Genomic DNA, 26177 nt, shown 5'->3' on the forward strand with positions numbered 1-26177 from the left:
GGAGAGGGTCACATCGACTGCGTACGGCCCAGGCTCCCCTCTCCCCCGGGGCCGCCGCCAGCGAATTGGGCGCGCTGGCCTCGGCTAGCCTCGTAGCGACCGGAAGGACCAGGAGGAGGCAGGCATGGCCAAGGTTCCCAGCTCGTTGATCGCCGCGAGCGGACTCGTCGGCGGGTACGGCGTGGCCCGGTGGACGAAGAAGCGGCAGTTGGGCGGGGCCGTGCTGGCCGTCGCGGGGGCCGCGGCCGCGCAGCAGTGGCGGCAGCGGGCGGGCGGGAAGGCCGCGGGGGCGCTGGGCGTCGCGTACGTCGCCGCGTTCGCCGGGTCCCACCCGCTGGCCAAGAAGGTCGGCGCCTGGCCTGCCGTCTTCGGGGTGGCGGGCGCCGTCGCGCTGGCCTCGTGGGCGGTGGCCGACCGCCGGGGCTGACCGGCACCCCGACCCTCACCGGCACCCCGACCCTCAGTAGGACTGCGGCGGGTGTGAAGGCTGCGGAGGCTGCGGGGGGTGCTGGGTGTACGGGTAGCCCGCCGCATCCGGGTGCTGGGTGTACGGGTAGCCCGCGGCATCCGGGTCGTACGGGTGTCCCGCCGCGTCCGGGGCGTACGAGTAGCCCGCCGCATCCGGGTCGTACGGGTAGCCCGCCGCGTCCGGGGTGTGCGGGGCGTACGACGGCCCCACCGCCGGACCGGGCCAAGGCGCCGGTGTCGGTACCGGCTCCGGCACCGGCTGTGCGCCCCGCCCCAACGCCGACCGCACCGTCACCCCGTGCCGCCGCTTCAGTCGTCGTATCTCCCACACCGACAGGACGGTCACCGACAGCGGGCCGCCCAGCAGGAAGCTGTAGAGGACGAGCGGCGGGGCGGCCACCTCCGGGTCGTCGAGCATGCTCAGGGCGAACAGGGACCACACCAGCAGCGGGGAGAGCAGCGGCGGCAGCAGCTCGTGCACGTCACCCACGCGGAAGCTGGAGTTGACGCCGTACACGATGAGCAGCAGCGTCAGGGGCACCGCGAGGAGGAGGCCGAGGAAGCAGGCCAGGCCGCCGAGGATGAACAGCACGACCATCAGCAGGCCGACGAGGATGCCGTGGTAGCCGATGTCGGCCGTGGAGATGATGTCGCCCTTGAGGCACGCCACCATGAACCAGCACGCCCCGAAGCTCGCCAGGATCGCGCCGACGGTGAGCAGCGGGCCGGCCAGGCGGCGTGCGTAGACGCCGGTGAGCGGGGAGCGGGCCGCGCAGATGAAGGCCGTCACCGCGAGGAACGCGGTGCTGAACATGATCGCGCACGCGAAGAGCAGGTCCTCGAGCTTGCCCATGACGAACTGCTCGCGGCCCTCGGTGATCGGGTACGCCATCACCAGCCAGACCGTCGCCACCAGCCCGACGACCGTGCGGGCCCACTGGAGCCCCTGCACGACCGGGTCCTCGATGCGGTCGGTGCGGGACGGCGCGGCCAGGCGCGTGGCGAGGGCGTGCGGATTGGGCAGGGAACGGAAGTGCGCGGACGTGGTCCGGCCCGTGGTGTTCACGCGTGTGTCTCCCCCGAGTACGTGACGGTGGTTCACGTGTTCGCACGTGCCACGGCGGGACACCTTATACGATCTTCACTTCACCATGATCTTCAGCTCGCCCTGATCCTCGCCTCGTCAGCGATCACGCTCCTCCGTCGGCCGACCGGCCGGACCGGAACGTCCGCCGGTACCCCTGCGGGCTCGTCCCCACCACCTTGCGGAAACGTTCCCGGAAGGCCGTCGGCGAGCCGAACCCGGTCCGGAGGGCGATCTGTTCGACGGGGTACGCCGTCGTCTCCAGCAGGTGCTGCGCCCGCCGCACCCGCGCCCGGTGCAGCCACTGCGACGGCGTCGTACCGGTCTGTTCGCGGAAGCGGCGGTTGAGGGTGCGGGTGCTCAGGCCGGCCCGCTCGGCGATCCGGTCCAGGGTCAGGTCCTGTTCACAGTTGTCCTCCAGCCAGGACAGCAGCGGCTCCAGGGTCGCCCCGGCCGGTGCCGGCGGGACGTCGTGGACGATGAACTGGGCCTGGCCGCCCTCGCGTTCGAGCGGCATGACCGCCATCCGCGCCGCCTGCGCGGCGACCGCCGAGCCGTGGTCGCGGCGGATCATGTGCAGGCACATGTCCATGGCGGCGGCCGCGCCCGCCGAGGTGAGGAACTGGCCGTTGTCGACGTAGAGGACGTTCGGGTCGACCGTCACCCTCGGGTAGCGCTCCGCCAGGTCCGGCGCGGCGATCCAGTGCGTGGTCGCGCGCAGCCCGTCCAGCAGGCCCGTCGCGGCGAACAGGAACGCGCCCACGCAGACCGACGCGATCCGGGTGCCGTTCGCCGCGGCCGCGCGCAGGGCCTCGGCGACACCCGGCGGCAGCGTGGGCGGCGGCTGCGCGACGCCGGGCAGGACGATCGTGTCCGCCTCCGCGAGCGCCTCCAGCCCGTACGGCGCCCGGATCGTGAACCCTCCCGCGCTCACCTCCCCCGAACCGCTCCCCGAACCGCTCACCGAGCCGCTCGCCGAGTCGCTCACCGAGCCGCTCCCCGAGTCGCTCACCGAGCAGACCTTCACCCGGTACGCCTCCCGGCCGTCCGGAAGGCGGGCCCAGCCGAAGGTGTCGATCGGGGCGGAGAGATCGAAGGGGATGACCCCCTCCAGCGCCAGTACGGCCACGGTGTGCATGGCGAGAGCGTACGGAAGGGAAGGGCCTCCTGGCGAGAATCCGTCGACCCCTGGCACTCCTGCCACTTCTCCAAGATCCTGGCGCGGCCTAGCGTCGGGCCCGTGACCAAACTGCTCCTCGCCCTCCACGTCCTCGCCGCGATCGTCGCGGTCGGTCCCGTCACCGTCGCCGCCAGCATGTTCCCGCCCGCCGCGCGCCGTGCCCTGGCCGCGCCCGACGACGAGGGGGCGGCCGGGACCGTACGGCTGCTGCACCGCATCTGCCAGGTGTACGCCGGTGTCGGCATCGCCGTGCCCGTCCTCGGGTTCGCCACGGCGGGCGCGATGGGTGTGATGGGCGACGCCTGGCTCATCGCGTCGACGGTGCTGACCGTCCTGGCCGCGGGGGTGCTCCTCGTGCTGGTGCTGCCCCGGCAGGAGGTGCTGGCCGAGGGCGGCGGAAGCCGTGAGGTGACGGTGCGGCTCGCCATGTTCACCGGCGTGTTCAACCTGCTGTGGGCGACGGTGACGGTGCTGATGATCGTGCGGCCGGGATCGACGACCGGAGCGTGACGGCTCCGCCGAGCGGCGCGACGGGCCGTCGGTTCTCCGCGGCATCGAGGTGGCATCGAGGTGGCATCGAGGTGGCATCGAGGTGGCTGGTCGCGCAGTTCCCCGCGCCCCTGGGGGAGCTGCCGTACCTCGGCGGAATTCGCCCCGCCGGTTTCTGTTATCCCCGCCGGCCCCCGCCCGTCTCCCCTGCATGCACACGACGCGACCCCCGCAGATCAGCCGCCGCGGCATGCTGAAGGTCACGGGCGTGGCGGCCGGGGCCACCGCCCTCGGCGCCGCCACGGCCCCCTCGGCGACCGCAGCGCCCCCCTCGGCGCCCTCCGCCGGCTACGCGCACCCCGGTCTGCTGCACACCCGCGCCGACCTGGAGCGGATGGCCGCCAAGGTGAAGGCCGGCGCCGCACCCCAGACGGCCGGGTACGCCAGGCTGACCGCCAACCGGCACGCGCAGAGCGGCTGGACGGCCAACCCGCAGGCGACCGTGGTGCGGGGAGGCACCGGCCAGAACTACGCGATCCTCTACAACGACATCCACGCCGCCTACCAGAACGGCCTGCGCCACCACGTCGGCGGCGACAGCGCCCACGCCGACACCGCCGTGGCGATCCTCAACGCCTGGTCCGCGAAGCTCACCTCCCTGGCGGGCAACGCCGACCGCTTCCTGGCCGCCGGGCTGTACGGCTACCAGATCGCCAACGCCGCCGAGCTCGTCCGGGACCACCCCGACTTCGCGCTCGACCGCTTCCAGGAGATGCTGACCAAGGTCTTCGCCCCGCTCAGCGACGACTTCCTGGTCCGGCACAACGGCGCCGTCGTCACCAACTACTGGACCAACTGGGACCTCACCGCCCTGGCCTGCGTCCTGGCCACCGGCATCTTCTGCGACGACCGGGCCCAGGTCGCCCGCGCCGTCGACTACTTCAAGCACGGCGCCGGGCTCGGCTCGGTCCGCAACGCCATCCCCGTCGTACGGGACGACGGCCTCGCCGAGTGGCTGGAGGCCGGCCGCGACCAGGGGCACGCGCTGCTCGGCGTCGGCCTGATGGGCACCGTCTGCGAGATGGCCTGGAACCAGGGCATCGACCTGTACGGCCACGACGACAGCCGTTTCCTCAAGGGCGCCCAGTACGTGGCCAAGTGGAGCATGGGCGGCGAGGTCGCCTACACGGCCAACACCCGGAAGAAGGGCGCGATCGGCGGCTGGTCGGGGACGGAGACCGCGTCCGGCGCGGCCGGCGTCGACCCGGCGATGACCCGCCCGATCTGGGCGATGATCGCCAACCACTACACCAAGCGGCGCGGCCTCTCCGCCCCCTATCTCACCCGGATCGCCGCGAAGGCCGCCCCCGAGGGCGGCGGCGGGGACTACGGCCCCAACAGCGGCGGCTACGACCAGCTCGGCTTCGGCACCCTGGCGTTCACCCGGGACCGGACGACGGCCACGGCCACCGATTCCCCGTCCCCCACCGCCTCCGCCGCGTCGGACCAGGCGACCTCCGCCTCCACCCCCACCTCCCCGTCCACCCCCACCTCCCCGTCCGCCGCCACGCCCTCCCCCTCCGCCGCCGGCAAGAGCCCTCGGACCGGCGGCCTCGCCTCCACCGGCTCCACCGACGTCGTCGCCTGGACCGCCGCCACCGGCCTCACCGCCCTCGCGGGCGGCCTGCTCATGCTGCGCCGCCGGGGACGGGTGCGGGAGGACGGCGGGGCCGAGTAGCCCGCGCGCGAGGGCGTGGCCCCGGCCCCCGAAGGCGCGAGGGCGTGGCCCCCGCCCCCGGAGGGCTACGCCCCCAGCGCCCGCGCGACCGTGTAGATCAGCAGCCCCGCCAGCGAGCCCACGACCGTGCCGTTGATCCGGATGAACTGGAGGTCCCGGCCGATGTTCGCCTCGATCTTCCGCGTGGTGTGCTCGGCGTCCCAGCCCGCCACCGTCTCGGTGATCAGGGAGGTGATCTCCTTCCGGTACGTCGTCACGACGTGCACGGCCGCGCCCTCGACCCAGCGGTCGACCTTCTCCTGCACCTTGGGCTCGGTCGCCATCCGGGCGCCCAGGGTGAGCAGCGAGGCCCGCACACGCAGCCGCAGCTCGCTGCGCTCGTCCTCCGCCGCGGCGACGATCATGGAGCGGACGGCCGTCCAGGCGGAGGCGATCAGGTCCTGCACCTCGCCCCGGCCCAGCACCTCGCCCTTGAGCCGCTCCACGCGCGCGCGGGTCTCGGTGTCGGACTGCAGGTCGGACGCGAAGTCGGTGAGGAAGCGGTCGAGGGCGCCGCGGGCCGGGTGGGAGGGCATGTCCCGCATCTCCGCGCAGAACCGCAGCAGCTCCTTGTAGACGCGCTCGCCGATCCGCTTGTCGACGAATCTCGGCGTCCAGCCGGGGGCGCCGCCCTCCACCGCGTCCATCACGGAGTCGGCGTGCAGCACCAGCCAGTCGTACGCCCGGGACACCACCAGGTCCACGGCCCGGCGATGCCCGCCGTCGGCGACGATCCGCTCCAGCATCTTGCCCATGCCGGGCGCGACCTCCTGGGCGTCCGCCCGGCGGGTGATGGCCTCGCCGACCACCGCCTGGACGTCCGAGTCGCGCAGCACGGCCAGAGCGCCGCGCAGCGCCGTCGCCAGTTCGGCCGTCACCCGGTCGGCGTGTTCCGGCTCCGCCAGCCAGCCGCCCAGCCGGCTGCCGATGCCGACGGCGCGCAGCCGCTGCCGTACGACGTCCTCGGAGAGGAAGTTCTCGCCGACGAACTCGCCGAGCGAGACACCCAGCTGGTCCTTCTTGTTCGGGATGATCGCCGTGTGCGGGATGGGCAGGCCCAGCGGGTGCCGGAACAGGGCCGTGACCGCGAACCAGTCGGCGAGCGCGCCGACCATGCCGGCCTCGGCGGCCGCCGCCACATACCCCGCCCAGGGCCCCGCGCCCCGGTGGCCGGCCCACTCGGCGAGCACGTACACCAGCGCCACGAACAGCAGCAGCCCGGCCGCGGTGACCTTCATCCGCCGCACCCCGCGCTGCTTCTCCTCGTCGGCGGCACTGAAGACGGTCATCGTGCGTGCCGCGCTCGTCACGGTCGGCTCCGCTTCCGTACGATCCATCGACTCCACCCGTACCCGATTCCCCGCGTCCCGCACGCGGACATTGTCCCTGCTTGACCGACTCCCGGAACGGAACAAGAGTTCCCGACGTCTGTCAGGTGGGGGAGCTCGACGGTGAACTCCTGAACGATCCCGGAGCCTCACCGGCTCCCCTCGCCGAGGAGAACCACACCCGCATGACCAGGCGCCCCAGTGGTTGTGCCCTGCTGTCCGCCCTCGTCGCCGTGATCGTGGCCGTGTCCGCCGCCATCTACGCCGGTGTCTCCGCGGACGAGGGCACGGCCCGCCCGGACACGTTCGCCGCGCCCCGCGCGCCCCACAACCCCGCCGACCCCGCCGAGCCCGCCTCCAGCGGCGTCTGGGCCGGCACCTGGGCCGCCGCCCCGACCGGCGGCGAACCCGGCAGCGCCGCCCTCGGCACGGCGGACCGCACGGTCCGCAACATCGTGCACACCAGCGTCGGCGGCACCAGCGCCCGCATCACGCTCTCCAACCTCTACGGCACCCGCCCGCTGACCGTCACCCACGCCACGCTCGCCGTCGCGGCCGCCGACGACAGCCCCGCGGCGGCCGCCGGCACCCTGCGCCGGCTCACCTTCGGCGGCACCGGCACGGTCGTCGTACCGCCCGGCGGACAGGCCGTCAGCGACGCCGTCGCCCTGCCCCTGCGGGCCGACTCCGACGTCCTGGTCAGCACCTACTCCCCCACCTCGGCCGGCCCGGTCACCTACCACCCGCACGCCCGCCAGACCAGCTACGTCGCCGACGGCGAGCACACCGAGGACGTCACGGGCGACCCGTACACCGGGACCAGCCCGTACTGGCGCTACCTGACCGCGCTGGACGTCCTCGGCGACCAGGCCGACGGCACCGTGGTCACCCTCGGCGACTCCCTCACCGACGGGATCTCCTCCGCCGAGGGCGCCAACCGCCGCTGGCCCGACGTCCTCGCCGACCGGCTGCGCACCGCCGCCGCCCGCGGCACGGACGCGCCCCGCTACGGCGTGGTCAACGCGGGCATCAGCGGCAACCAGGTCCTCGCCGACGGCCGCGGCGGCGGACCCAGCGGCCTCAGCCGCCTCGACCGGGACGTCCTCGCCCGCCCGAACGTCAAGGTCGTCGTGATCGACCTCGGCGTCAACGACATCCTGCGCAACAAACGGCTCGCCGACCCCGACGCGGTCGTGGCCGGCCTGCGCACCCTGACCGAGCGGGCCCACGCCCGCGGCATCAAGGTCGTCGGCACCACCCTCGCCCCCTTCGGCGGCCACCGCGGCTACAGCACCGCCCGCGAGGACGTACGGCAGCGGATCAACGAGGCGATCCGGGACGGCGGGGTCTACGACGCCGTCGTCGACGTCGACAAGACCCTCCGCGACCCCTACGACCCGCGCAGCCTGCGCCCGGAGTACGACTCGGGCGACCACCTCCACCCCGACGACCTGGGCTACCGGAAGCTGGCGGAGGCGATCGACCTGGACGACCTGGCAGGCACGGCGCCCACCGTGCTGTGAGCGCCGGGCCGCGGCCGGACGGTCAGTGCTCCCAGTGCCGGCGCTCGTCCCCGGCGCCCTCGTGCAGCTCACGCCGAGCCGACTTCCGCTCCAGCTTCTGCTGCCGCCGGGCCGCCCGCGTCAGCTTCCGCTCGATGCCGACCCCGCCCCAGAAGGCGAACCCGGTCACCACCACCCGCGGCGCGCCCGGATCCCCCGGCACACCGGCCTCCCGCTGGTCGAACCCGCCCATGACCCCGATGCCCCGGACGACGACCTCCACCCCCGGCGGCACGATGATCTGCATCCCGCCCATGATCGCGACACAGTTGATCTCCACCTCACCGTCGGCGAAGTTCGCCTCACGCAGGTCGATCTCCCCGCCGCCCCAGAACGCGAAGCAGTTGAACCGCCTGGGCACCGTCCAGCGCCCCCTGCGCTGGAAGCCCGACATGACGGCGACGGCCCAGGCCGACGAGCCCTCACCGCCCACGATCCGCCCGGCCCAACCGCCGTCCGCCACCGCGTCCTTGCGCAACGACACCACAGGCGGCGGGGCGACACCCGGGACCGGCAGATCCCGCGTGATCGGCGTCAACTCCCCGTACGTGCGCGCCCGGTACGTCTGGTCCAGCCGCTCCTCGAACTCCGTCATGTCCAGACGGCCCTCCGCGAGGGCGTCCCGCAACACCTCGGCGACCCGCTCACGGTCGGCGTCGGAGGCACGGAGATCCGGGACTGCGTCGTCGCTCATGCCAGCAGCCTACGAGCTACGGCCGCCGGGCACTACGGTCTCCCGCTCCGGCGGCGGCTCAGGGCTGTCCCCCAGGGAATGCAGCATCTTCGCGATCACCGCCTCGATGTCCGGCTCCCGGACCGACAGATCCACCAGGGGATACTCCGCCGCGATCCGGGCGACCAGCGGAGCCGCCGACTCCGACGCCCCGAACGCCAGCCACTGCCGCGGCCCCTCCACCTTCACCACCCGGGCCGCCGGACCCGCCTCGATCGGCGGCAGCTCCCGCTCCAGATCCACCACCAGCATCCGCTCCGCGCCGCCCGCCTCGTGCAGCCCGGTGAGCGCACCGTCGTACACCAGACGCCCGTGGTCGATGACCATCACCCGGGAGCAGAGCTGCTCGATGTCCTGGAGGTCGTGCGTGGTGAGCAGGACCGTGGTGCCGCGCTCGGCGTTCAGCTCCCGCAGGAACTCCCGCACCCGCCCCTTGGAGACCACGTCCAGACCGATCGTCGGCTCGTCGAGGTAGAGCACCTCGGGATCGTGCAGCAGTGCCGCCGCGATGTCGCCGCGCATCCGCTGGCCGAGCGACAACTGACGCACCGGCACATCCAACAGGGCACCCAGCTCCAGGAGTTCCACGAGCCGGTCGAGGTTCTCGCGGTAACGGGCCTCCGGGATCCGGTACATGCGGTGCATCAGCCGGTAGGAGTCGATCAGCGGCAGATCCCACCACAGGGTCGTCCGCTGCCCGAACACCACCCCGATCCGGTGCGCCAGACGGGTCCGCTCGCGGGACGGATCGATACCCGCCACCCGCAGCCGGCCGCCGCTCGGGGTCAGGATCCCCGTCAGCATCTTGATCGTCGTCGACTTCCCCGCGCCGTTCGGCCCGATGTAACCGACCATCTCACCGCGCGCCACCGTGAAGGAGATCGAGTCGACCGCCCGCACCCGCCGCACCTCCCGCCTCAGGAAGCCGGTCTTCCTCCGCACATCGAAGACCTTCTCGACGCGGTCCAGTTCAATGAAGGCGCCCATCGTCAACTCGCCCACCGTCAACTCCCTGCGCTCCGATACGACCTGAGACCCGCCCGCCACGCCAGCCCGGCCAGCGCACAGCACACCACCGCCACCAGCGGCGACGCGAACGCCGCCCACCCCGGCAGCCCCACCGGGTACGGCCGGCCCAGCACATGGGCGGCGGGCACCCAGTTCACGAAGGCCAGCGGCACCATGAACGTCACCCCGCGCACCAGCTCCTTGCCGAACACCGTCGGCGGATACTGGAGCAGCGTCTGCCCGCCATAGGTGAACGCGGCCTGCGCCTCCGACGCGTCCTGCGCCACGAACTGGAACGCGGCGCCCGCCACGAACACCGCACCGAAGATCCCCGCACCGCTGATCACCATCACCGGCAGCAGCAGCACCTTCACCGGCGTCCACCCGATGTCGAGCGCGACCAGCGCATACCCCAGCACCAGCGCGCCCTGGGTGACCCGGCCGATCCGGCGCAGCGCGAAACGGTCCGCCGCGGCCTGCGCCAGCACCGGCGCCGGACGCACCAGCAACGTGTCCAGCGAGCCGTCCCGCACCCGCCTGCCCAGCCGCTCCGCCGAACCGATCAGCAGATCCGCCAGCCCGAAGGACGTCGCCGACAGCCCGTACAGGAACGCGACCTCGGGCAGTGTGTAGCCGCCGAGCACGTCCACCTGCGCGAACATCAGCAAGATCGCGACAAAGTCCAGCCCGGTCACCACCAGCCCGCCCAGCGCCGTCAGCGCGAACGACACCCGGTAGGCCAGCGTGGAACGGATCCACATCCCGGCGATCAGCCCATAGGCACGCACACCCAGCACCACCCGGCCGCCCTCACCCACCCTGGACCACCACCCGCCGGGTCGCCGCCGACTGCACCAGCCGGCCCACCCCCAGCAGCACCACCGCCCACGCCGCCTGGAACGCGAACACGGACAGCGGATCGGCCTCCCCCATCAGCAGATCCGCGGGCATCTGGAGCAACGCCGCCCACGGCAACTGCCGCACGACGTCCCCGAGCGCCCCCGGAAACGCGTTCAGCGGCAGCGCCATCCCGCCGCAGAACATGCCCGTCACCATCAGCACCTGCAACGCGCCCGTGCCGTCCATCAGCCAGAACCCGCTCAGCGCCACCAGGAAACGGATCGCGAAACTCACCACCATCGCCAGCACCACGGCGACCAGGAACGCAAGCCACAGCAGCGGATCGTCCGGCAGCGCCGTCGGAAAGAACAGCACCCCGAACACGAACGGCACCACCCCCCGCCCGATCAGCTGGAAGAGCGACCGCCCCAAGTCGGCCGCCAGCCACCACGCCTGGAGATCCGCCGGCCGGTACAGGTCGATCGCCACCTCGCCCGTACGGACGCGTTCCATCAACTCGGCCTCGAAGCCCCCGCCTTGAATGGCCAACGTCGCGTACAACGCCTGCCCCAGCCACACGAACGTCACCGCCTGCGCCTGGTCGTAACCCCCCAGGTGCGGCCGCTCGTCCCACAACGCCAGATATGTGTAGACGAGGATCAGGCCGAAAACCGTGTTCGTGAACACTCCGGCGGCCGTGGCCGCCCGATACGTCGCGTACCTTCTGAAACCCCCCGCTGCGACGGCCGCGTACAACCGCGCCGAACCCACGGCAACCTTCCTCCTCGCCCGCTTGTCTCCCACTGCGACACCGAAGCGCAGGAGCCTAGTCCCCGGGCGCGGCGGCGTGCCACGCGTTTTCCCCCGCAACGCGTGCCGATTGCCGGGAACGGAACGCTTGGTGCGAGAGTCTTCAACAGGGGGCGCAGAACGCGTACGAGACGTACGTGGACGTACGACGCGAAACAGGAGTCCGAGCAGCACATGAGCGACGAGCCACAGCCGCAGCAGCCGACCGAGGGCTTGGCACCGGGTGAACCCGAGGGGGACGGCACGAAGCCGAAGCGACCCAAGCGCACCGGCTGGCGGCGCCTGATCCCCACCTGGCGGATGGTACTCGGCACGTTCGTCCTCGGAGTCCTGCTGCTCGTCGGCCTGTTCTTCGTCGGCTACTCCATGGTCAAGATCCCGCCGGCCAACGCGCTCGCCACCAAGCAGTCCAACGTCTATCTGTACGCGGACGGCACCGAGATCGCCCGTGACGGCCAGATCAACCGGGAGAGCGTCGACCTCTCGCAGATCTCCAAGGACGCCCAGCACGCCGTACTGGCCGCCGAGGACCGCGACTTCTACACCGAGTCCGCCATCGACCCCAAGGCCATGCTGCGGGCCGGCTGGAACACCGCCACCGGCAAGGGCAAGCAGTCCGGCTCGACGATCACCCAGCAGTACGTCAAGAACTACTACCTCGCGCAGGAACAGACCGCCAAGCGCAAGGTGAAGGAGTTCTTCATCGCGATCAAGCTCGACCGCGAGAAGTCCAAGGACGACATCCTCGAGGGCTACCTCAACACCAGCTACTTCGGCCGCAACGCCTACGGCATCCAGGCCGCCGCCAAGGCCTACTACGGCATCGACGCCATGAAACTCACCCCCGCCCAGGGCGCCTACCTCGCCGCGCTCGTCAACGCGCCCAGCGAGTACGACGTGATCGCCCACCCCGAGAACAAGAACGCCGCCGAGGCCCGCTGGAACTACGTCCTCGACGGCATGGTCACCAAGGGCTGGCTGGACGCCGCCGAGCGCGAGGGCATGAAGTTCCCCACCCCCAAGGAGACCTCCGGCGCCGACACCGGCATGTCCGGCCAGCGCGGCTACCTCGTCACCGCGATCAAGGACTACCTGAAGAACAACAAGATCGTCACCTCCGACGAACTGGAGGCCGGCGGCTACCGCATCACCACGACCATAGAGAAGAAGAAGCAGGACGCCTTCGTCGACGCCGTCAACGACAAGCTGATGGACAAGCTCGACAAGAAGAACCGCAAGGTCGACACCTACGTCCGCGCCGGCGGCGCCGCCGTCGACCCCAAGAACGGCGAGATCCTCGCCCTCTACGGCGGCATCGACTACGTCAAGCAGTACACGAACAACGCCACCCGCCGGGACTTCCAGGTCGGCTCCACCTTCAAGCCGTTCGTCCTCACCTCGGCCGTCCAGAACGACTCCGAGACCCAGGACGGCCGCCCCATCACCCCGAACACCATCTACGACGGCACCAACAAGCGCACCGTCCAGGGCTGGCCCGGCGGCGCCTACTCCCCCGCCAACGAGGACGACGTCAACTACGGCGACATCTCCGTGCGCAGCGCCACCGACAAGTCCGTGAACTCCGTGTACGCCCAGATGGCCGTCGACGTCGGCCCGGAAAAGGTCAAGAAGACCGCCGTCGACCTCGGCCTGCCCACCGACACCCCCGACCTCCAGCCCTACCCCTCCATCGCCCTGGGCACCGCCACCGCCAGCGTCCTGGACATGGCCGAGGCGTACGCCACGCTCGCCAACCACGGCAAGCACGGCACGTACACGATCATCAAGAAGGTCACCAAGCACGGCGACGAGGTCGTGGACCTGCCCTCGCCGAAGGCCTCCCAGGTCATCACCCGCGAGGCCGCCGACACCACCACCGCCGTCCTGCGCAGCGTCGTCCAGAACGGCACCGCCACCGCCGCCCAGGCCGCCGGCCGCCCCGCCGCCGGCAAGACCGGCACCGCGGAGGAGGACCAGGCCGCCTGGTTCGCCGGCTACACCCCCGACCTCGCCACCGTCGTCGCCGTCATGGGCCAGGACCCGACCACCGCCGCCCACAAGTCCCTCTACGGCGTCATGGGCCTGCAACGCATCAACGGCGGCGGCGCGCCCACCGAGATCTGGGCCCAGTTCACCAAGGAAGCCCTGAAGGGCACCCCGCCGAGCGACTTCAGCCTCCAGCTCCAGGACGGCGCCGAGGAGTCCGCCTACCCGTCGGCACCCGCCACGGAAGCGGAGCCCAGCACGTCCCCCGACGAGAACGGCACCACCACCGGCGGCCAGGACGACCATGGCCAGACCCAGGGCCAGACGCAGGGCCAGACCCAGGGCCAGACCGGCGGCGGCACCACGGACGGCGGCACCCCCACCACGAGCGCCGGCACCACGGACGGCGGCACCACCGCCGGCACCACCGACGGCGGCACGGACACCTCGGGCACCACCACGGGCACCAGCAGCGGCACCGGCGACAGCGGCGCGACCACGGACGGCACGACCGCCGGCACCATCGAGGGCGGCACGGCGGGCACCATCGCGGGCACGGACCCCCAGCTCACCGCCCGCCGCGAGACCGACTAGAACACGACCCCGTCAGTGACCGCCGGTCGCCTTGAGCCCGATCACCGCGACCAGCAGCAGACAGACGAAGAAGATCCGGGCGGCGGTGGCCGGCTCACCCAGCACCACCATGCCGACCACCGCCGCCCCGGCCGCCCCGATCCCCACCCACACGCCGTAAGCGGTACCGATGGGCAGCGAACGGGCGGCGTACGACAGCAACAGCATGCTCGCGACAATGCCGGCACCGGTGAACAGACTGGGAACCAGCCGGGTGAAACCGTCGGTGTACTTCATACCGATGGACCAGCCGACTTCCAGCAGACCGGCGACGACAAGCAGAACCCAGGCCATGGGGCACCTCCGAGACGTGATCACAAACGGGGGTGCGTCGTCTTCGCGATCCTGCCTTCGGCTTCCCGGTACGGCGCGTCTCGTCGGGCTGGCTCCCTCCAAGCTAGCAAAGGAATACCAAAGGGGCTGGTGACCATGGTCACCAGCCCCTTCGAACGCTTCTCGCCGTCGATCTAGAGGTACAGCCCGGTGGTGTCCTCCGACCCCTCGAACCGGTCCGCGGCCACCGCGTGCAGATCCCGCTCCCGCATCAGCACATAGGCGATGCCCCGCACCTCCACCTCGGCCCGGTCCTCCGGGTCGTACAGCACCCGGTCGCCCGGCTCCACGGTCCGTACGTTCTGACCCACCGCGACGACGTCCGCCCACGCCAGCCGACGGCCCACGGCCGCCGTCGCCGGGATCAGGATGCCGCCGCCGGAACGCCGCTCACCCTCACTGGCGTCCTGCCGCACGAGAACACGGTCGTGCAGCATCCGGATGGGCAGCTTGTCGTGCTGGGGACCGCTCTGGTCGCTTCTGTTACCGCTCACGCCTCGAACCTACCTGCCTTCGCCGTACGGACAGCCGCCGGGCCGCCTCTCAGGACCTGCGGCGCCGTCCGCTCAGCACGAGCAGCCCCACGACACCCACGATCACGAGCGCCACCGGCACGACCCGCTCGAGCCGCGGTGCGCCCTCGTCGTCCACGAACTTCGCCCGTACGTCGGTGACGGCCCGGTTGACCTGCACATAGGCCCTGCCGAGGGTGTGGTCGACGTTGGCGACGACCCTGGCCTTGGCGTCCCCGACAATGGTCTTCGGGTGCACCCGCACCCCGATCTCGTCCAGCGTCTCGGCCAGCGCCGCTCGGCGGGTCCTGATGTCCGCCTCGATCTGCGCCGGGGTTCTGGTGTCCGACGTGTCCGCCACGGTAAGGCCTCCGAAGTAAGCCGGTACTTGTCCGGTGATGCGGTCTGGTAATGCTGTCTGGTGATGCTTGTTCTGGACAGTCTGTCAGCTCTGCCCGCGATCGCACTGTCAGGACCCCCGGTTACGCTGGAACGATGAGCGAGCGACTCCAGCCCGGGGACGTGGCCCCCGCCTTCACCCTCCCCGACGCCGACGGCAACGAGGTGTCCCTGTCGGACCACAAGGGCCGCAAGGTCATCGTGTACTTCTACCCCGCGGCCCTCACCCCGGGCTGCACCAAGCAGGCCTGCGACTTCACCGACAACCTCGACCTCCTGGCCGGCGCCGGGTACGACGTCATCGGCATCTCCCCGGACAGCCCCGAGAAGCTGGCCAAGTTCCGCGAGAAGGAGTCCCTCAAGGTCACCCTCCTCGCCGACCCCGACAAGCGGGTCCTCGACGCGTACGCCGCCTTCGGCGAGAAGAAGAACTACGGCAAGACCTACATGGGCGTCATCCGCTCCACGATCGTCGTCGACGAACAGGGCAAGGTCGAACACGCCCTGTACAACGTCCGCGCGACGGGCCACGTGGCCAAGATCATCAAGGACCTGGGTATCTGACCCTCCACTCCCACGGCCCGCACGGGGACCCCCCGCCGCGGGCCGCTCCACGTTCCGGGCGTGACCGTCCGATAAACGGTTCGTTACTCCGTACGGGCCACGAACGGGTGGCCGGGGACGGAGGGGTACATGGACGTGCGGGGCGCATCGGAACGATCGGACGCATACGGCAAGGAACGGCTCGCGCCGGAGGTTGCCGAAGCGCGCAACTGGACTGATCTGATGCGGCGGCTCGGCCTCAACCCGAGCGGCGGCCAACGGCGGGTGCTGCAGGAGCACATAACACGTCACGGACTTGATACAAGCCACTTCGTCAAGCGCAGCCCATGGCGCAAGTACCCCGACGCCGCCATCGCGGAAGCCGCCGTCTCATCGTCCTCGCTGCGGGAAATGGCCCTGAAGCTGGGTGCCACGCCGGCCACAGGAACCCTCTCCCATATCCGACGCCGCATCGATGCGGCCGGCATCGACGTCAGCCACTTCCCCGGCATTGGCCGCCCTGAATTGGACCTGCCCTTCACTCCGGACGAACTCCGGGCAGCCGCATCCGCAGCCACGAGCGTGCGTGGCGTGGCGCGTGCACTGGGCGTTCCCGATGACAGCAGATCCCGGGCGACACTGAGTCGCATGCTGGCGGCCCAACACATCGACATCAGTCACTTCTCCAATCGACGTGCGGTGATTCCCGAAGACAAGTTGCGGAGCCTGGTACAGAACGCCACCAGTTACGCCGATGTCATGCGCGGTCTCGGCATGGACGTCAACAACGCCAATCACCGGCGCGTACGGCGCGCCGCCTCCCGCCTCAATCTCGACACCAGCCACTTCAAGCGCAGGCCTTGGGGGCGCCCGGAGCGCCCGGCACCCCCACCGACTGCGCATCGAGTGCTGGTCGTCCTGCCGGAGCAAGCTGGACGGACGAACAGGACCCGACTTCATCAGGCCCTGATCGAGATTGGGGTGCCATACGCGTGTGTGGAGTGCGGCAACGTCGGTGAGTGGCGCGGGCGTCCGATCACCTTGCAGATCGACCACGTCAACGGCAACTGGCGGGACAATCGCCGGGAGAACCTTCGATATCTGTGCCCCAACTGCCATGCGCTTACGGAGACGTGGTGCCGCCAGAAGGGCAGAGTCCCACTCGCCGGGTGACCCGACAGCCCCGTACACTGAGTGCCGCCGGTCGAGCACGATGACCGTTTTTGAGCGGCCGTGATGGAATTTGGCAGTCATGCTGGGTTTAGGTCCCAGTGGGTTAACACCCGTGTGGGTTCGAGTCCCACCGGCCGCACGCAAAAGAGGGGCCGCCCAGCCGGGTGGCCCCTCTCCCGTGTCTCAGCCCAACAACTCCCGAACCACCGGTACCAGCCCCCGGAACGCCTTCCCCCGGTGGCTGATCGCGTTCTTCTCCTGTGCCGTCAGTTCCGCGCAGGTGCGGGTCTCGCCGTCCGGCTGGAGGATCGGGTCGTAGCCGAAGCCGCCCGTGCCGGCGGGGGCGTGGCGCAGGGTGCCGGTGAGGCGGCCCTCGACGACGCGTTCCGTGCCGTCGGGCAGGGCGAGGGCGGCCGCGCAGGCGAAGTGGGCGCCCCGGTGTTCGTCGGCGATGTCGGCGAGTTGGGCGAGGAGGAGGTCGAGGTTGGCCCGGTCGTCGCCGTGGGTGCCGGACCAGCGGGCGGAGAAGATGCCGGGGGCGCCGTTCAGGACGTCGACGCAGAGGCCGGAGTCGTCGGCGACGGCCGGCAGGCCCGTGGCCCGGGCGAGGGTGTGGGCCTTGAGGAGGGCGTTCTCGGCGAAGGTGACGCCGGTTTCCTTGACGTCGGGCACGTCGGGGTAGGCGTCCGCGCCGACGAGGTCGTGGGGCAGACCTGCGTCGGCGAGGATCGACCTGAGTTCGGTGATCTTTCCGGCGTTGCGGGTGGCGAGGATCAGGCGGGTCATGCGCCCAGTATCCCGTCCTCGCCGCCCGTGTCCGGGGCCCCCGGTCCGCCGTTCGTTACGGGGTGCAGACCTTGGTCAGTTCGCCGGCCGCGTCCGTGACCGGGCTGAGGTCGGGGGTGTTGTCGCCGTTCTCGACGGCGGTGCGGACGTTGCCGACGGCCTTGCTGAGGTCGTCGACGGCCTTGTTGACGTCGGCGTTGTCGGTCTTGTCGCCGATCTCGTCGAGGTTCTTGTCGATGGAGTTGAGGGACTCCTCGAGCTGGGTCGGGTCGTTCGAGGCGCTCTCCACGGCCTGCTGGAGGTCCGTGACGCTGTCGGCGATGGCGTCGGCGGTCTGGACGCAGTCCAGTGCCTTGCTGACGGCGTCGCAGCCGGTCACCGTGAGCCCCAGTGTGAGCGCGACGGCCGTTGCGGCAACGGCGGCGGTGCGGCCGCCTCGGTGTCGTACTCGGCTCGCGAACTTGGCCATGGCTGTGTTCCTCCCTTTGTCAGGCCCCCAGGGAGGCCCCCCGTCGGCGTACTGCCCTGCGTATTGCTCTGCGTATTGCCCAAGACGCCGGGGCGCGCGCCGGGGTTGCCCCCGCGCGGCACCCTTCTTTGTGCGCTCTTTACTTTCCGAGGACGGTATCAAGCGCGGCGCGCTGGATGGACGCCAGTTCGGTGCAGCCGGAAACGGCGAGGTCGAGGAGGGAGTTGAGTTCCTCGCGGGCGAACGGCTCGGCCTCGGCGGTGCCCTGGACCTCGACGAAGCGGCCGTCGCCGGTGCAGACGACGTTCATGTCGGTGTCGGCCTTGACGTCCTCCTCGTAGCAGAGGTCGAGGAGGGGGATGCCGCCGACGATGCCGACGGAGACGGCGGAGACGGTGCCGGTCAGGGGCTGGCGGCCGGCGCGGACGAGCTTCTTGCCCTGGGCCCAGGTGATGGCGTCGGCGAGGGCGACGTAGGCGCCGGTGATGGCGGCGGTGCGGGTGCCGCCGTCGGCCTGGAGGACGTCGCAGTCGAGGACGATGGTGTTCTCGCCGAGGGCCTTGTAGTCGATGACGGCGCGCAGGGAGCGGCCGATGAGGCGGCTGATCTCGTGGGTGCGGCCGCCGATCTTGCCGCGGACGGATTCGCGGTCGCCGCGGGTGTTGGTGGCGCGGGGGAGCATGGAGTATTCGGCGGTGACCCAGCCCTCGCCGCTGCCCTTGCGCCAGCGGGGGACGCCTTCGGTGACGGAGGCGGTGCAGAAGACCTTGGTGTCGCCGAAGGAGACGAGGACGGAGCCTTCGGCGTGCTTGCTCCAGCCGCGTTCGATGGTGACGGGGCGGAGCTGTTCGGGGGTGCGGCCGTCGATGCGTGACATGGCGTCGAGCCTAGCCGTAGCTGCGGAAGGGGCTCCTCCCCTGGTGGGAAGGAGCCCCTCGGTGGTGAGCGGGGGTCGGGCTCACATCATGTCTTCGATCTCCGCGGCGATGGGGTCGGCGTCGGTGCCGATGACGACCTGGATGGCGGTGCCCATCTTGACGACGCCGTGGGCGCCGGCGGCCTTCAGGGCGGCTTCGTCGACGAGTGAGGGGTCGGAGACCTCGGTGCGCAGGCGGGTGATGCAGCCTTCGATCTCTTCGATGTTGTCGAGGCCGCCGAGCCCGGCGACGATCTTCTCAGCCTTGGTGGCCATGTTCGGTCTCCCTGAATTCCCTGGTGCGAACCGCTTGGTCGCAGTAACCCACAGTTGGCCCAACTTCGCGAGCGGTCGTGTCGTGCGTATCGAATGATGGCGTCACGACAGCGGAACCGTCTCGCGACTGGTCTACACCACCGGGTGGGCGGTCGCCAAGCCAGCTTCCTCCGCGGAAGGATCCGGATGAGTGCCGACAGCGCGGTGAGTCCCGCTCGGGCCCGTTGGAACGCGGTGTTCCAGGGGTTGCAGAAGATGGGGCGCAGTCTTCAGCTGCCGATCGCGGTGCTGCCGGCGGCGGGCATTCTCAACCGGCTCGGGCAGCCAGACGTGTTCGGGGACGAGGGGCTGGGGTGGACGGACATCTCGAAGGTGATGGCCGGGGCGGGTGGTGCGCTGCTCAACTCGGAGCTGGGGTTGCCGCTGCTGTTCTGTGTGGGTGTGGCCATCGGGATGGCGAAGAAGGCGGACGGGTCGACGGCGCTGGCGGCGGTCGCCGGGTTCCTCGTCTACTACAACGTGTTGCGTCAGTTTCCGGAGGACTGTCCGTCGGGGTCGGAGGCGGTCCCGAACATCGGCTGTATCGCGTCGGTCGACCAGACGGCGGTGGCGTTCACCTACGAGAATCCGGGGGTGTTCGGCGGGATCGTGATGGGGCTGCTGTCGGCGTTCTTCTGGCAGCGGTATCACCGGACGAAGCTGGTGGACTGGCTGGGCTTCTTCAACGGGCGGCGGCTGGTGCCGATCATCATGTCGTTCGTGGCGATCGGGTTCGCGGCGCTGTGTCTGTGGATCTGGCCGCCGATCGGTGACGCTCTGGAGAGCTTCAGCGACTGGCTGGACGGGCTGGACGCGTGGGGTGCGGGCATCTTCGGTATGGCGAACCGGGCGTTGCTGGTGATCGGTCTGCACCAGTTCCTGAACGTGCCCATCTGGTTCCAGTTCGGCAGTTACACCAAGGCGGACGGCACGGTGGTGCACGGTGACATCAACATGTTCCTGGCGGGTGACCCGGACGCGGGGCAGTTCACGACCGGTTTCTTCCCGATCATGATGTTCGCGCTGCCGGCGGCGGCGCTGGCGATGACGCACTGCGCGCGGCCGAGCCGGCGCAAGGAGGTCGGCGGGCTGATGCTGTCGGTGGCGCTGACGTCGTTCGTCACGGGGATCACGGAGCCGATCGAGTACTCGTTCCTGTTCGTCGCGCCGCTGTTGTACGTGGTGCACGCGGTGCTGACGGGTGTGTCGATGGCGGTGACGTGGGGGCTGGGGGTGCATGACGGCTTCAGTTTCTCGGCGGGTCTGATCGACTACGTCATCAACTGGAACCTGGCGACGAAGCCGTGGGCGATCATTCCGATCGGTCTGTGCTTCGCGGCGGCGTACTACGTCGTGTTCCGCTTCGCGATCACGAGGTTCGATCTGAAGACGCCGGGGCGGGAGCCTGAGGAGGAGCACGAGGACGTCACCAAGGCCTGAGCGAAGGTCTGCTGCGGCCTGTCGCCGCACGGGTCGCGGGGCTCTCGGAACACGGTTCCGGGGGCCTTTTCGCGTGCCCGGCGCATAACGGGCGAACGTCCAAGATCCGGCACGGCGCGTAGCGCTCCGGTTGCAGGTTTGACGGGTTCCTTATATCGCCTTCACCGTGCTACAACATGGTCTACACCACTGAGTGGTGTAGACCATCACCGATGGAGGAAGTCTATGAGCACCGCCACAGCGCCAGCGGCGGCCCCCGCGAAGAAGTGGGGATCCGGTCTGTTCCAGGGTCTGCAGAAGGTCGGCCGCAGCCTCCAGCTCCCGATCGCCGTGCTGCCGGCGGCGGGGCTCCTGCTCCGGTTCGGCCAGCAGGACATCCACGACAAGCTGAACCTGCCCGACAAGGTCACGGCGGTGTTCGCCACGGCCGGCGGTGCGATTTTCGACAACCTGCCGCTGCTGTTCTGCATCGGTGTCGCCATCGGCTTCGCCAAGAAGTCGGACGGCTCCACGGCCCTCGCGGCCCTGGTCGGCTTCCTCGTCTACAGCAACGTCCTCAAGGCGTTCCCGGTGACCGAGGCGAAGATCCAGGACGGCGCGGACATAGCCGCGTCCTACAACAACCCCGGTGTCCTCGGCGGCATCATCATGGGTCTGCTGTCGGCCGTGCTGTGGCAGCGCTTCCACCGCACAAAGCTGGTGGACTGGCTCGGCTTCTTCAACGGCCGCCGCCTGGTGCCGATCATCATGGCGTTCGTCGGCACGCTCATGGGTGTCTTCTTCGGTCTGGTCTGGGAGCCGATCGGTGAGGTCATCTCCGACTTCGGCGAGTGGATGACGGGTCTCGGTGCCTTCGGTGCGGCCCTGTTCGGTCTGATCAACCGCGCGCTGATCCCCATCGGCATGCACCAGTTCGTGAACACGGTCTCCTGGTTCCAGCTCGGCGACTTCAAGGACGCGGCCGGCGAGATCGTCCACGGCGACCTCAACCGCTTCTTCGCCGGTGACCCGAGCGCCGGTCTGTTCATGTCCGGCTTCTTCCCGATCATGATGTTCGGTCTGCCGGCCGCCGCCCTGGCCATCGCCCACTCCGCCCGTCCCGAGCGCCGCAAGGCCGTGCTGGGCATGATGATCTCGCTCGCCCTGACCTCCTTCGTCACCGGTGTCACCGAGCCCATCGAGTTCTCGTTCATGTTCATCGCGCCGGTGCTCTACGCGATCCACGCGGTGCTGACGGCCCTGTCCATGGCGGTGACCTGGGCGCTCGGGGTGCACGCGGGCTTCACCTTCTCCGCGGGCTTCATCGACTACGCGCTGAACTGGAACCTGGCGACCAAGCCATGGCTGATCATCCCGATCGGTCTGGTCTTCGCCGCGATCTACTACGTCGTGTTCCGCTTCGCGATCACCAAGTTCAACCTCCCCACCCCGGGCCGCGAGTCCGACGAGGAGATCGAGGACCTCACCAAGGCGTAGGCCACGGCTCACGTCGAGGTACGACAAAGGCCCCCGGAACGATCCGGGGGCCTTCTCGCGTACCGTCCGCCTGAACCTCGTACGGCGCTCCGCGCGGGGCGCGGCGGTCAGATCTCGTACGTCACCCTCGGCACCGCCAGTTCCACGGGGCCGTCGTAGACCTCGCGGGCGTCGGCGAGGTTGATCTGGGGGTCGGTCCACGGGGGGATGTGGGTGAGGACCAGGCGGCGGGCGCCGGCCCGGGTCGCCGTCTCGCCCGCCTCGCGGCCGTTGAGGTGCAGGTCGGGGATGTTCTCCTTGCCGTGCGTGAAGGCGGCCTCGCACAGGAACAGGTCGGTGTCGCGGGCCAGCTCCTCCAGCGCCGGGCTGAGGCCGGTGTCACCGGAGTAGGTGAGCGACCTGCCGCCGTGTTCGACGCGGATGCCGTACGCCTCCACCGGGTGGGCGACGCGTTCGGTGTGGACCGTGAAGGGGCCGACGTCGAAGGTGGACGGCTTGACCGTGTGGAAGTCGAAGACCTCGCTCATGGAGGAGGCCGACGGGGTGTCGGCGTAGGCGGTGGTCAGCCGGTGTTCCGTGCCCTCGGGTCCGTAGACCGGTAGCGGATCGCAGCGGCCGCCGTCGTGCCGGTAGTAGCGCGCCACGAAGTACGCGCACATGTCGATGCAGTGGTCGGCGTGCAGATGGCTCAGGAAGATCGCGTCGAGGTCGTAGAGACCGCAGTGGCGCTGCAACTCGCCCAGGGCGCCGTTGCCCATGTCGAGAAGCAGCCTGAAGCCGTCGGCCTCGACGAGGTAGCTCGAGCAGGCCGATTCCGCGGACGGAAACGACCCCGAGCAGCCGACGACGGTGAGCTTCATAAAGCAGAAACCTCCGCTGGCGGGAAATCGAGAGATAGGGGGCGACGGGGGTCGTGCGGTTCGTCGAGCGTAAGGCGCAAAACGCCGGGTCGCTCCTCCGCCAAGGTCTGTTGTGGGCGAACTCACCTGTGCTGTCACCGGTTCGGCTGGACCCGGGGCGTATGAGGGGTGCGGGAGGGCGCGCGTTGTCGTGCCCGCGCCGGTAACGTCGTCCTCATGGACACGTCCTGGTGGCTGGCGCTCGCGGCGGTGGTGCTGCTGGCGCTGCTCGTCACGCTCGTGGACGGCTGGGGGCGGGGGCACCGTCCGGCGCGACGCGGGGGCCGGTCGCCGGGCCGGCCGGGGCGGGCGCGGGGCGCGGTGGGGCGGCCGCAGCCGGCGGAGATCTGGTGGGCCGGCGTGCCGTTCGAGGAAGGGCCGGAATCAGGAGGGGCCGCGCGATGGGGGTCCCCCCAGGCGTTCGGCACCGGGGGAGCGCCGGGTGGGGCGGCGGCGGGAGACGGGCGGGCGAAGGACCGGCCGTGTCTGGTGCTGGGGGTGCGGGGCGACCGGGTGACGGTCGCGAAGATCACCAGCAAGTACCGCGACGAGCGGCCCGGGGTGATCCCGTTGCCGCCGGGTGCCGTCGGTGACGCGCAGGGGCGGCCGAGCTTTCTGGAGACCGACGAGCTGCGGCAGGTTCCGCTGGGGGACTTCCGGCGGCGGGTGGGGGTGGTGGACCCGGTCCTGTGGGACCAGGTCCGTCACCTCGCCACGTAGGAAAACTCGCCACGTAGGAAAAACTCGCCGCGCAGGAGAACCTGCCACGCAGGAAGACTCGCCCCCCAGGTTAGTCAGGCCCAGAGCTGGCCCTGGAGGGTTTCGATGGCCTCCTCCGTGGTCGCGGCCGTGTAGACGCCCGTCGACAGGTACTTCCAGCCGCCGTCGGCCACCACGAAGACGATGTCGGCGCTCTCGCCGGCCTTCACGGCCTTGTTCCCGACGCCGATCGCGGCGTGCAGCGCGGCGCCGGTGGAGACGCCGGCGAAGATGCCCTCCTGCTGGAGCAGTTCCCGGGTGCGGGTGACCGCGTCCGCCGAGCCGACGGAGAAGCGGGTGGTGAGGACGGAGGCGTCGTACAGCTCGGGTACGAAGCCCTCGTCGAGGTTGCGCAGGCCGTAGACCAGGTCGTCGTAGCGCGGCTCGGCGGCGACGATCTTGACGTCCGGCTTGTGTTCGCGCAGGTAGCGGCCGACGCCCATCAGGGTGCCGGTGGTGCCGAGGCCGGCCACGAAGTGGGTGATCGACGGCAGGTCGGCGAGGATCTCCGGGCCGGTGCCGGCGTAGTGCGCGCCAGCGTTGTCCGGGTTGCCGTACTGGTAGAGCATCACCCAGTCGGGGTGCTCGGCGGCGAGTTCCTTGGCGACGCGTACGGCGGTGTTGGAGCCGCCCGCGGCCGGGGAGGAGATGATCTCGGCGCCCCACATGGCGAGCAGGTCCCGGCGTTCCTGCGAGGTGTTCTCGGGCATCACGCAGACCATGCGGTAGCCCTTGAGCTTCGCCGCCATGGCGAGGGAGATGCCGGTGTTGCCGCTGGTCGGTTCGAGGATGGTGCAGCCGGGGGTGAGCCGGCTGTCCTTCTCCGCCTGCTCGACCATGTGCAGGGCGGGGCGGTCCTTGACCGAGCCGGTGGGGTTGCGGTCCTCCAGCTTCGCCCAGATGCGGACGTCGGCGGACGGCGAGAGCCGCGGCAGGCGCACCAGAGGGGTGTTGCCCACCGCGGCCAGCGGGGAGTCGTAACGCATCGGTGGTCAGCGGGCCTAGGCCATGCCGCCGGCGACGGCCGGCAGGATCGTCACGGTGTCGCCGTCGGTCAGCTTGGTGTCGATGCCGTCGACGAAGCGGACGTCCTCGTCGTTGAGGTAGACGTTGACGAAGCGGCGCAGCTTGCCGTCGTCCACGATGCGGGCGTGGATGCCCGCGTGCCGGGTCTCGAGGTCGGTGAACAGGTCGGCGAGGGTCTCACCACTGCCCTCCACCGCCTTCTGACCGTCGGTGTACTGGCGGAGGATGGTGGGGATGCGGACCTCGATGGCCATGGCTCAGGGCTCCTGTCGGAAGGTGGGCAGCGCGGGGTACGTGCATGTGAGGCGGCGCCGCGGCGCACGGCCGTACGGCGGCAGGGTCCTGCGTCAACAGATGGCGCTGGCGAGCCTGCACAGGTCGACGTGCAGCCGCGCCACGAGCAGTGCGCCCGGCGTCCTCGTGCTCACGTCGTTCAAAACCATGGGCTCATCGTATCGATTCCCGGTCCGGCTCCTGGAATGTGATCCCATATCGTGGACGATATCGGGCCGGGGAGTGAGACCGTCCGGCTGGAGCGGCGCCGGACCGGCCGGGTCGGCACGACCGGGACGGCCTTCGTGCGGCGGCATCGCGGCGGCGGCAGTCGTCACGCGTGCTCGGTGCCGGCTTCCGGGAGGCGGGCTGGTGCGCGCGGCCGGCGACGAGCGGATCCAGGAACACGGCCACGGTGGACCGTGTGGTCACGCGTACGACTCGACGATCTTCACGTCCTCCTCCGTCACCACGCCCTCGACGATGCGGAAGGAGCGGAACTGGAACGGGCCGCCGCCGTCGGTGTCGGCGGTCGAGACGAGGACGTAGTGGGCGCCGGGCTCGTTGGCGTAGGAGATGTCGGTGCGGGAGGGGTAGGCCTCGGTGGCCGTGTGGGAGTGGTAGATGACCACCGGCTCCTCGTCGCGGTCGTCCATCTCGCGGTAGAGCTTGAGGAGGTCGCCGGAGTCGAACTCGTAGAACGTGGGCGACATCGCCGCGTTCAGCATCGGGATGAAGCGCTCGGGGCGGTCCGAGCCCTCCGGGCCCGCGACGACGCCGCACGCCTCGTCGGGGTGGTCCTTGCGCGCGTGCGCCACGATCTGGTCGACGAGGTCCTGGGTGATGGTCAGCATGGTCGCCAGGATAAGCAACGGGGCCGTTCCGTACCGAGGTGCGGTACGGAACGGCCCACATGGCGGACGCCCTGAGCGGCGGCCGCAGGGGGCGCCACGAGTGCTC

Annotated in this window: 29 protein-coding genes, 1 tRNA gene and 1 riboswitch; of the genes, 11 read left to right on the forward strand and 19 right to left on the reverse strand. The window is 70.5% G+C overall.

Annotated features, from left to right (window positions below):
* Nucleotides 1-124: 124 nt before the first annotated feature.
* Nucleotides 125-427 (forward strand): hypothetical protein, encoded by a 303-nt coding sequence (locus ACZ6D7_RS03000; RefSeq protein WP_469482731.1) that lies wholly within the window; start codon nucleotides 125-127, stop codon nucleotides 425-427.
* 33 nt (nucleotides 428-460) lie between these two features.
* Here ACZ6D7_RS03000 and ACZ6D7_RS03005 read toward each other — a convergent pair whose 3' ends face one another.
* Nucleotides 461-1534, reverse strand: a complete 1074-nt coding sequence (locus tag ACZ6D7_RS03005; RefSeq protein WP_469482733.1) for a hypothetical protein — start codon at nucleotides 1532-1534, stop codon at nucleotides 461-463.
* 124 nt (nucleotides 1535-1658) lie between these two features.
* The gene (locus ACZ6D7_RS03010; RefSeq protein WP_469482735.1) at nucleotides 1659-2690 is read right to left on the reverse strand and encodes a GlxA family transcriptional regulator; all 1032 of its coding nucleotides are present in this window, start codon (nucleotides 2688-2690) and stop codon (nucleotides 1659-1661) included.
* 102 nt (nucleotides 2691-2792) lie between these two features.
* Between ACZ6D7_RS03010 and ACZ6D7_RS03015 the strand changes: the two genes are divergently transcribed.
* Both ACZ6D7_RS03015 and ACZ6D7_RS03020 read left to right on the forward strand, forming a co-directional pair.
* Nucleotides 2793-3242, forward strand: a complete 450-nt coding sequence (locus ACZ6D7_RS03015; protein ID WP_469482737.1) for a hypothetical protein — start codon at nucleotides 2793-2795, stop codon at nucleotides 3240-3242.
* Between the two features lie 190 nt (nucleotides 3243-3432).
* On the forward strand, nucleotides 3433-4959 hold the full coding sequence (locus tag ACZ6D7_RS03020) for an alginate lyase family protein (RefSeq protein ID WP_469482739.1): 1527 nt from the start codon (nucleotides 3433-3435) through the stop codon (nucleotides 4957-4959).
* A gap of 65 nt (nucleotides 4960-5024) precedes the next feature.
* Here the strand turns inward: ACZ6D7_RS03020 and ACZ6D7_RS03025 are convergent, their stop codons facing one another.
* A complete protein-coding gene (locus tag ACZ6D7_RS03025) occupies nucleotides 5025-6335 on the reverse strand; it encodes a DUF445 domain-containing protein (protein ID WP_469482741.1) in 1311 nt (436 codons plus the stop codon).
* Nucleotides 6336-6511: 176 nt separating this feature from the next.
* Between ACZ6D7_RS03025 and ACZ6D7_RS03030 the strand changes: the two genes are divergently transcribed.
* Nucleotides 6512-7849: an SGNH/GDSL hydrolase family protein gene (locus ACZ6D7_RS03030; RefSeq protein ID WP_469482743.1), complete on the forward strand. Its 1338-nt coding sequence runs from the start codon at nucleotides 6512-6514 to the stop codon at nucleotides 7847-7849.
* 22 nt (nucleotides 7850-7871) lie between these two features.
* On the opposite strand, the gene ACZ6D7_RS03035 is transcribed toward ACZ6D7_RS03030, so the two are convergent.
* The 4 genes from ACZ6D7_RS03035 to ACZ6D7_RS03050 are packed head-to-tail and all read right to left on the reverse strand — an operon-like array spanning nucleotide 7872 to nucleotide 11240.
* Nucleotides 7872-8582 carry a DUF1707 SHOCT-like domain-containing protein gene (locus tag ACZ6D7_RS03035; protein ID WP_469482745.1) on the reverse strand — a complete coding sequence of 237 codons (711 nt, stop codon included), beginning with the start codon at nucleotides 8580-8582 and terminating at the stop codon, nucleotides 7872-7874.
* A 9-nt stretch (nucleotides 8583-8591) separates the two neighbouring features.
* On the reverse strand, nucleotides 8592-9608 hold the full coding sequence (locus ACZ6D7_RS03040; protein ID WP_469483012.1) for an ABC transporter ATP-binding protein: 1017 nt from the start codon (nucleotides 9606-9608) through the stop codon (nucleotides 8592-8594).
* A 17-nt stretch (nucleotides 9609-9625) separates the two neighbouring features.
* Entirely contained in the window at nucleotides 9626-10390 is a 765-nt protein-coding gene (locus tag ACZ6D7_RS03045) for an ABC transporter permease (protein WP_469483014.1), read from the reverse strand.
* A 49-nt stretch (nucleotides 10391-10439) separates the two neighbouring features.
* Entirely contained in the window at nucleotides 10440-11240 is an 801-nt protein-coding gene (locus ACZ6D7_RS03050; protein ID WP_469482747.1) for an ABC transporter permease, read from the reverse strand.
* 213 nt (nucleotides 11241-11453) lie between these two features.
* Here ACZ6D7_RS03050 and ACZ6D7_RS03055 point away from each other — a divergent pair, with 213 nt between their 5' ends.
* Complete coding sequence (locus ACZ6D7_RS03055; RefSeq protein ID WP_469482749.1) at nucleotides 11454-13859, forward strand: transglycosylase domain-containing protein; 2406 nt, start codon at nucleotides 11454-11456, stop codon at nucleotides 13857-13859.
* A gap of 12 nt (nucleotides 13860-13871) precedes the next feature.
* On the opposite strand, the gene sugE is transcribed toward ACZ6D7_RS03055, so the two are convergent.
* The 3 genes from sugE to ACZ6D7_RS03070 form a co-directional block, all read right to left on the reverse strand.
* The gene (gene sugE / locus ACZ6D7_RS03060) at nucleotides 13872-14192 is read right to left on the reverse strand and encodes a quaternary ammonium compound efflux SMR transporter SugE (RefSeq protein WP_469482751.1); all 321 of its coding nucleotides are present in this window, start codon (nucleotides 14190-14192) and stop codon (nucleotides 13872-13874) included.
* 31 nt (nucleotides 14193-14223) lie between these two features.
* Nucleotides 14224-14301: riboswitch (guanidine-III (ykkC-III) riboswitch) on the reverse strand.
* 64 nt (nucleotides 14302-14365) lie between these two features.
* On the reverse strand, nucleotides 14366-14668 hold the full coding sequence (locus ACZ6D7_RS03065) for a GroES family chaperonin (protein ID WP_469483016.1): 303 nt from the start codon (nucleotides 14666-14668) through the stop codon (nucleotides 14366-14368).
* A gap of 106 nt (nucleotides 14669-14774) precedes the next feature.
* Nucleotides 14775-15104: a DUF3618 domain-containing protein gene (locus ACZ6D7_RS03070; protein ID WP_469482753.1), complete on the reverse strand. Its 330-nt coding sequence runs from the start codon at nucleotides 15102-15104 to the stop codon at nucleotides 14775-14777.
* Nucleotides 15105-15238: 134 nt separating this feature from the next.
* Here ACZ6D7_RS03070 and bcp point away from each other — a divergent pair, with 134 nt between their 5' ends.
* The 3 genes from bcp to ACZ6D7_RS03085 all read left to right on the forward strand — a co-directional run bounded on the left by bcp (nucleotide 15239) and on the right by ACZ6D7_RS03085 (nucleotide 16997).
* On the forward strand, nucleotides 15239-15706 hold the full coding sequence (bcp, locus tag ACZ6D7_RS03075) for a thioredoxin-dependent thiol peroxidase (RefSeq protein WP_469482755.1): 468 nt from the start codon (nucleotides 15239-15241) through the stop codon (nucleotides 15704-15706).
* Nucleotides 15707-15835: 129 nt separating this feature from the next.
* On the forward strand, nucleotides 15836-16858 hold the full coding sequence (locus tag ACZ6D7_RS03080) for an HNH endonuclease (RefSeq protein WP_469482757.1): 1023 nt from the start codon (nucleotides 15836-15838) through the stop codon (nucleotides 16856-16858).
* 54 nt (nucleotides 16859-16912) lie between these two features.
* Nucleotides 16913-16997 (forward strand) — tRNA-Leu (locus ACZ6D7_RS03085).
* Nucleotides 16998-17041: 44 nt separating this feature from the next.
* Here ACZ6D7_RS03085 and rdgB read toward each other — a convergent pair.
* The 4 genes from rdgB to ACZ6D7_RS03105 all read right to left on the reverse strand — a co-directional run bounded on the left by rdgB (nucleotide 17042) and on the right by ACZ6D7_RS03105 (nucleotide 19305).
* Nucleotides 17042-17644 carry an RdgB/HAM1 family non-canonical purine NTP pyrophosphatase gene (rdgB, locus tag ACZ6D7_RS03090; protein WP_469482759.1) on the reverse strand — a complete coding sequence of 201 codons (603 nt, stop codon included), beginning with the start codon at nucleotides 17642-17644 and terminating at the stop codon, nucleotides 17042-17044.
* Between the two features lie 55 nt (nucleotides 17645-17699).
* Complete coding sequence (locus ACZ6D7_RS03095; protein WP_469482761.1) at nucleotides 17700-18113, reverse strand: hypothetical protein; 414 nt, start codon at nucleotides 18111-18113, stop codon at nucleotides 17700-17702.
* 139 nt (nucleotides 18114-18252) lie between these two features.
* The gene (gene rph / locus ACZ6D7_RS03100; RefSeq protein WP_469482763.1) at nucleotides 18253-18990 is read right to left on the reverse strand and encodes a ribonuclease PH; all 738 of its coding nucleotides are present in this window, start codon (nucleotides 18988-18990) and stop codon (nucleotides 18253-18255) included.
* 81 nt (nucleotides 18991-19071) lie between these two features.
* Nucleotides 19072-19305 carry a PTS sugar transporter subunit IIB gene (locus ACZ6D7_RS03105; RefSeq protein WP_469482765.1) on the reverse strand — a complete coding sequence of 78 codons (234 nt, stop codon included), beginning with the start codon at nucleotides 19303-19305 and terminating at the stop codon, nucleotides 19072-19074.
* Between the two features lie 186 nt (nucleotides 19306-19491).
* Between ACZ6D7_RS03105 and ACZ6D7_RS03110 the strand changes: the two genes are divergently transcribed.
* Nucleotides 19492-20784 carry a PTS transporter subunit EIIC gene (locus ACZ6D7_RS03110; protein ID WP_469483018.1) on the forward strand — a complete coding sequence of 431 codons (1293 nt, stop codon included), beginning with the start codon at nucleotides 19492-19494 and terminating at the stop codon, nucleotides 20782-20784.
* A gap of 225 nt (nucleotides 20785-21009) precedes the next feature.
* Nucleotides 21010-22260 carry a PTS transporter subunit EIIC gene (locus ACZ6D7_RS03115; protein ID WP_469482767.1) on the forward strand — a complete coding sequence of 417 codons (1251 nt, stop codon included), beginning with the start codon at nucleotides 21010-21012 and terminating at the stop codon, nucleotides 22258-22260.
* Nucleotides 22261-22367: 107 nt separating this feature from the next.
* Here ACZ6D7_RS03115 and ACZ6D7_RS03120 read toward each other — a convergent pair whose 3' ends face one another.
* Nucleotides 22368-23120, reverse strand: a complete 753-nt coding sequence (locus ACZ6D7_RS03120; protein ID WP_469482769.1) for an MBL fold metallo-hydrolase — start codon at nucleotides 23118-23120, stop codon at nucleotides 22368-22370.
* A 216-nt stretch (nucleotides 23121-23336) separates the two neighbouring features.
* Here ACZ6D7_RS03120 and ACZ6D7_RS03125 point away from each other — a divergent pair, with 216 nt between their 5' ends.
* On the forward strand, nucleotides 23337-23879 hold the full coding sequence (locus ACZ6D7_RS03125) for a type II toxin-antitoxin system PemK/MazF family toxin (RefSeq protein WP_469482770.1): 543 nt from the start codon (nucleotides 23337-23339) through the stop codon (nucleotides 23877-23879).
* 74 nt (nucleotides 23880-23953) lie between these two features.
* Here ACZ6D7_RS03125 and ACZ6D7_RS03130 read toward each other — a convergent pair whose 3' ends face one another.
* The 4 genes from ACZ6D7_RS03130 to ACZ6D7_RS03145 form a co-directional block, all read right to left on the reverse strand.
* Nucleotides 23954-24904: a PLP-dependent cysteine synthase family protein gene (locus tag ACZ6D7_RS03130; RefSeq protein WP_469482772.1), complete on the reverse strand. Its 951-nt coding sequence runs from the start codon at nucleotides 24902-24904 to the stop codon at nucleotides 23954-23956.
* Between the two features lie 15 nt (nucleotides 24905-24919).
* Complete coding sequence (locus ACZ6D7_RS03135; RefSeq protein ID WP_057574449.1) at nucleotides 24920-25198, reverse strand: MoaD/ThiS family protein; 279 nt, start codon at nucleotides 25196-25198, stop codon at nucleotides 24920-24922.
* Between the two features lie 93 nt (nucleotides 25199-25291).
* Nucleotides 25292-25387, reverse strand: coding sequence for a putative leader peptide (locus tag ACZ6D7_RS03140; RefSeq protein ID WP_469482774.1), 96 nt, complete (start codon nucleotides 25385-25387; stop codon nucleotides 25292-25294).
* Nucleotides 25388-25645: 258 nt separating this feature from the next.
* Nucleotides 25646-26071, reverse strand: a complete 426-nt coding sequence (locus tag ACZ6D7_RS03145; protein ID WP_469482776.1) for a M67 family metallopeptidase — start codon at nucleotides 26069-26071, stop codon at nucleotides 25646-25648.
* Nucleotides 26072-26177 lie beyond the last annotated feature (106 nt).

It is taken from the genome of Streptomyces sp. NPDC041784 (assembly GCF_055591025.1).

Coding starts and splice junctions, on each gene's coding strand:
- ACZ6D7_RS03000 (WP_469482731.1), top strand. CDS start 125: ATGGCCAAGGTTCCCAGCTCGTTGATCGCCGCGAGCGGACTCGTCGGC.
- ACZ6D7_RS03010 (WP_469482735.1), bottom strand. CDS start 2,690: ATGCACACCGTGGCCGTACTGGCGCTGGAGGGGGTCATCCCCTTCGAT.
- ACZ6D7_RS03020 (WP_469482739.1), top strand. CDS start 3,433: ATGCACACGACGCGACCCCCGCAGATCAGCCGCCGCGGCATGCTGAAG.
- ACZ6D7_RS03025 (WP_469482741.1), bottom strand. CDS start 6,335: ATGGATCGTACGGAAGCGGAGCCGACCGTGACGAGCGCGGCACGCACG.
- ACZ6D7_RS03030 (WP_469482743.1), top strand. CDS start 6,512: ATGACCAGGCGCCCCAGTGGTTGTGCCCTGCTGTCCGCCCTCGTCGCC.
- ACZ6D7_RS03035 (WP_469482745.1), bottom strand. CDS start 8,582: ATGAGCGACGACGCAGTCCCGGATCTCCGTGCCTCCGACGCCGACCGT.
- ACZ6D7_RS03040 (WP_469483012.1), bottom strand. CDS start 9,608: ATGGGCGCCTTCATTGAACTGGACCGCGTCGAGAAGGTCTTCGATGTG.
- ACZ6D7_RS03045 (WP_469483014.1), bottom strand. CDS start 10,390: ATGTGGATCCGTTCCACGCTGGCCTACCGGGTGTCGTTCGCGCTGACG.
- ACZ6D7_RS03055 (WP_469482749.1), top strand. CDS start 11,454: ATGAGCGACGAGCCACAGCCGCAGCAGCCGACCGAGGGCTTGGCACCG.
- sugE (WP_469482751.1), bottom strand. CDS start 14,192: ATGGCCTGGGTTCTGCTTGTCGTCGCCGGTCTGCTGGAAGTCGGCTGG.
- ACZ6D7_RS03065 (WP_469483016.1), bottom strand. CDS start 14,668: ATGCTGCACGACCGTGTTCTCGTGCGGCAGGACGCCAGTGAGGGTGAG.
- bcp (WP_469482755.1), top strand. CDS start 15,239: ATGAGCGAGCGACTCCAGCCCGGGGACGTGGCCCCCGCCTTCACCCTC.
- ACZ6D7_RS03080 (WP_469482757.1), top strand. CDS start 15,836: ATGGACGTGCGGGGCGCATCGGAACGATCGGACGCATACGGCAAGGAA.
- rdgB (WP_469482759.1), bottom strand. CDS start 17,644: ATGACCCGCCTGATCCTCGCCACCCGCAACGCCGGAAAGATCACCGAA.
- ACZ6D7_RS03095 (WP_469482761.1), bottom strand. CDS start 18,113: ATGGCCAAGTTCGCGAGCCGAGTACGACACCGAGGCGGCCGCACCGCC.
- rph (WP_469482763.1), bottom strand. CDS start 18,990: ATGTCACGCATCGACGGCCGCACCCCCGAACAGCTCCGCCCCGTCACC.
- ACZ6D7_RS03105 (WP_469482765.1), bottom strand. CDS start 19,305: ATGGCCACCAAGGCTGAGAAGATCGTCGCCGGGCTCGGCGGCCTCGAC.
- ACZ6D7_RS03110 (WP_469483018.1), top strand. CDS start 19,492: ATGAGTGCCGACAGCGCGGTGAGTCCCGCTCGGGCCCGTTGGAACGCG.
- ACZ6D7_RS03115 (WP_469482767.1), top strand. CDS start 21,010: ATGAGCACCGCCACAGCGCCAGCGGCGGCCCCCGCGAAGAAGTGGGGA.
- ACZ6D7_RS03120 (WP_469482769.1), bottom strand. CDS start 23,120: ATGAAGCTCACCGTCGTCGGCTGCTCGGGGTCGTTTCCGTCCGCGGAA.
- ACZ6D7_RS03125 (WP_469482770.1), top strand. CDS start 23,337: ATGGACACGTCCTGGTGGCTGGCGCTCGCGGCGGTGGTGCTGCTGGCG.
- ACZ6D7_RS03130 (WP_469482772.1), bottom strand. CDS start 24,904: ATGCGTTACGACTCCCCGCTGGCCGCGGTGGGCAACACCCCTCTGGTG.
- ACZ6D7_RS03135 (WP_057574449.1), bottom strand. CDS start 25,198: ATGGCCATCGAGGTCCGCATCCCCACCATCCTCCGCCAGTACACCGAC.
- ACZ6D7_RS03140 (WP_469482774.1), bottom strand. CDS start 25,387: ATGGTTTTGAACGACGTGAGCACGAGGACGCCGGGCGCACTGCTCGTG.
- ACZ6D7_RS03145 (WP_469482776.1), bottom strand. CDS start 26,071: ATGCTGACCATCACCCAGGACCTCGTCGACCAGATCGTGGCGCACGCG.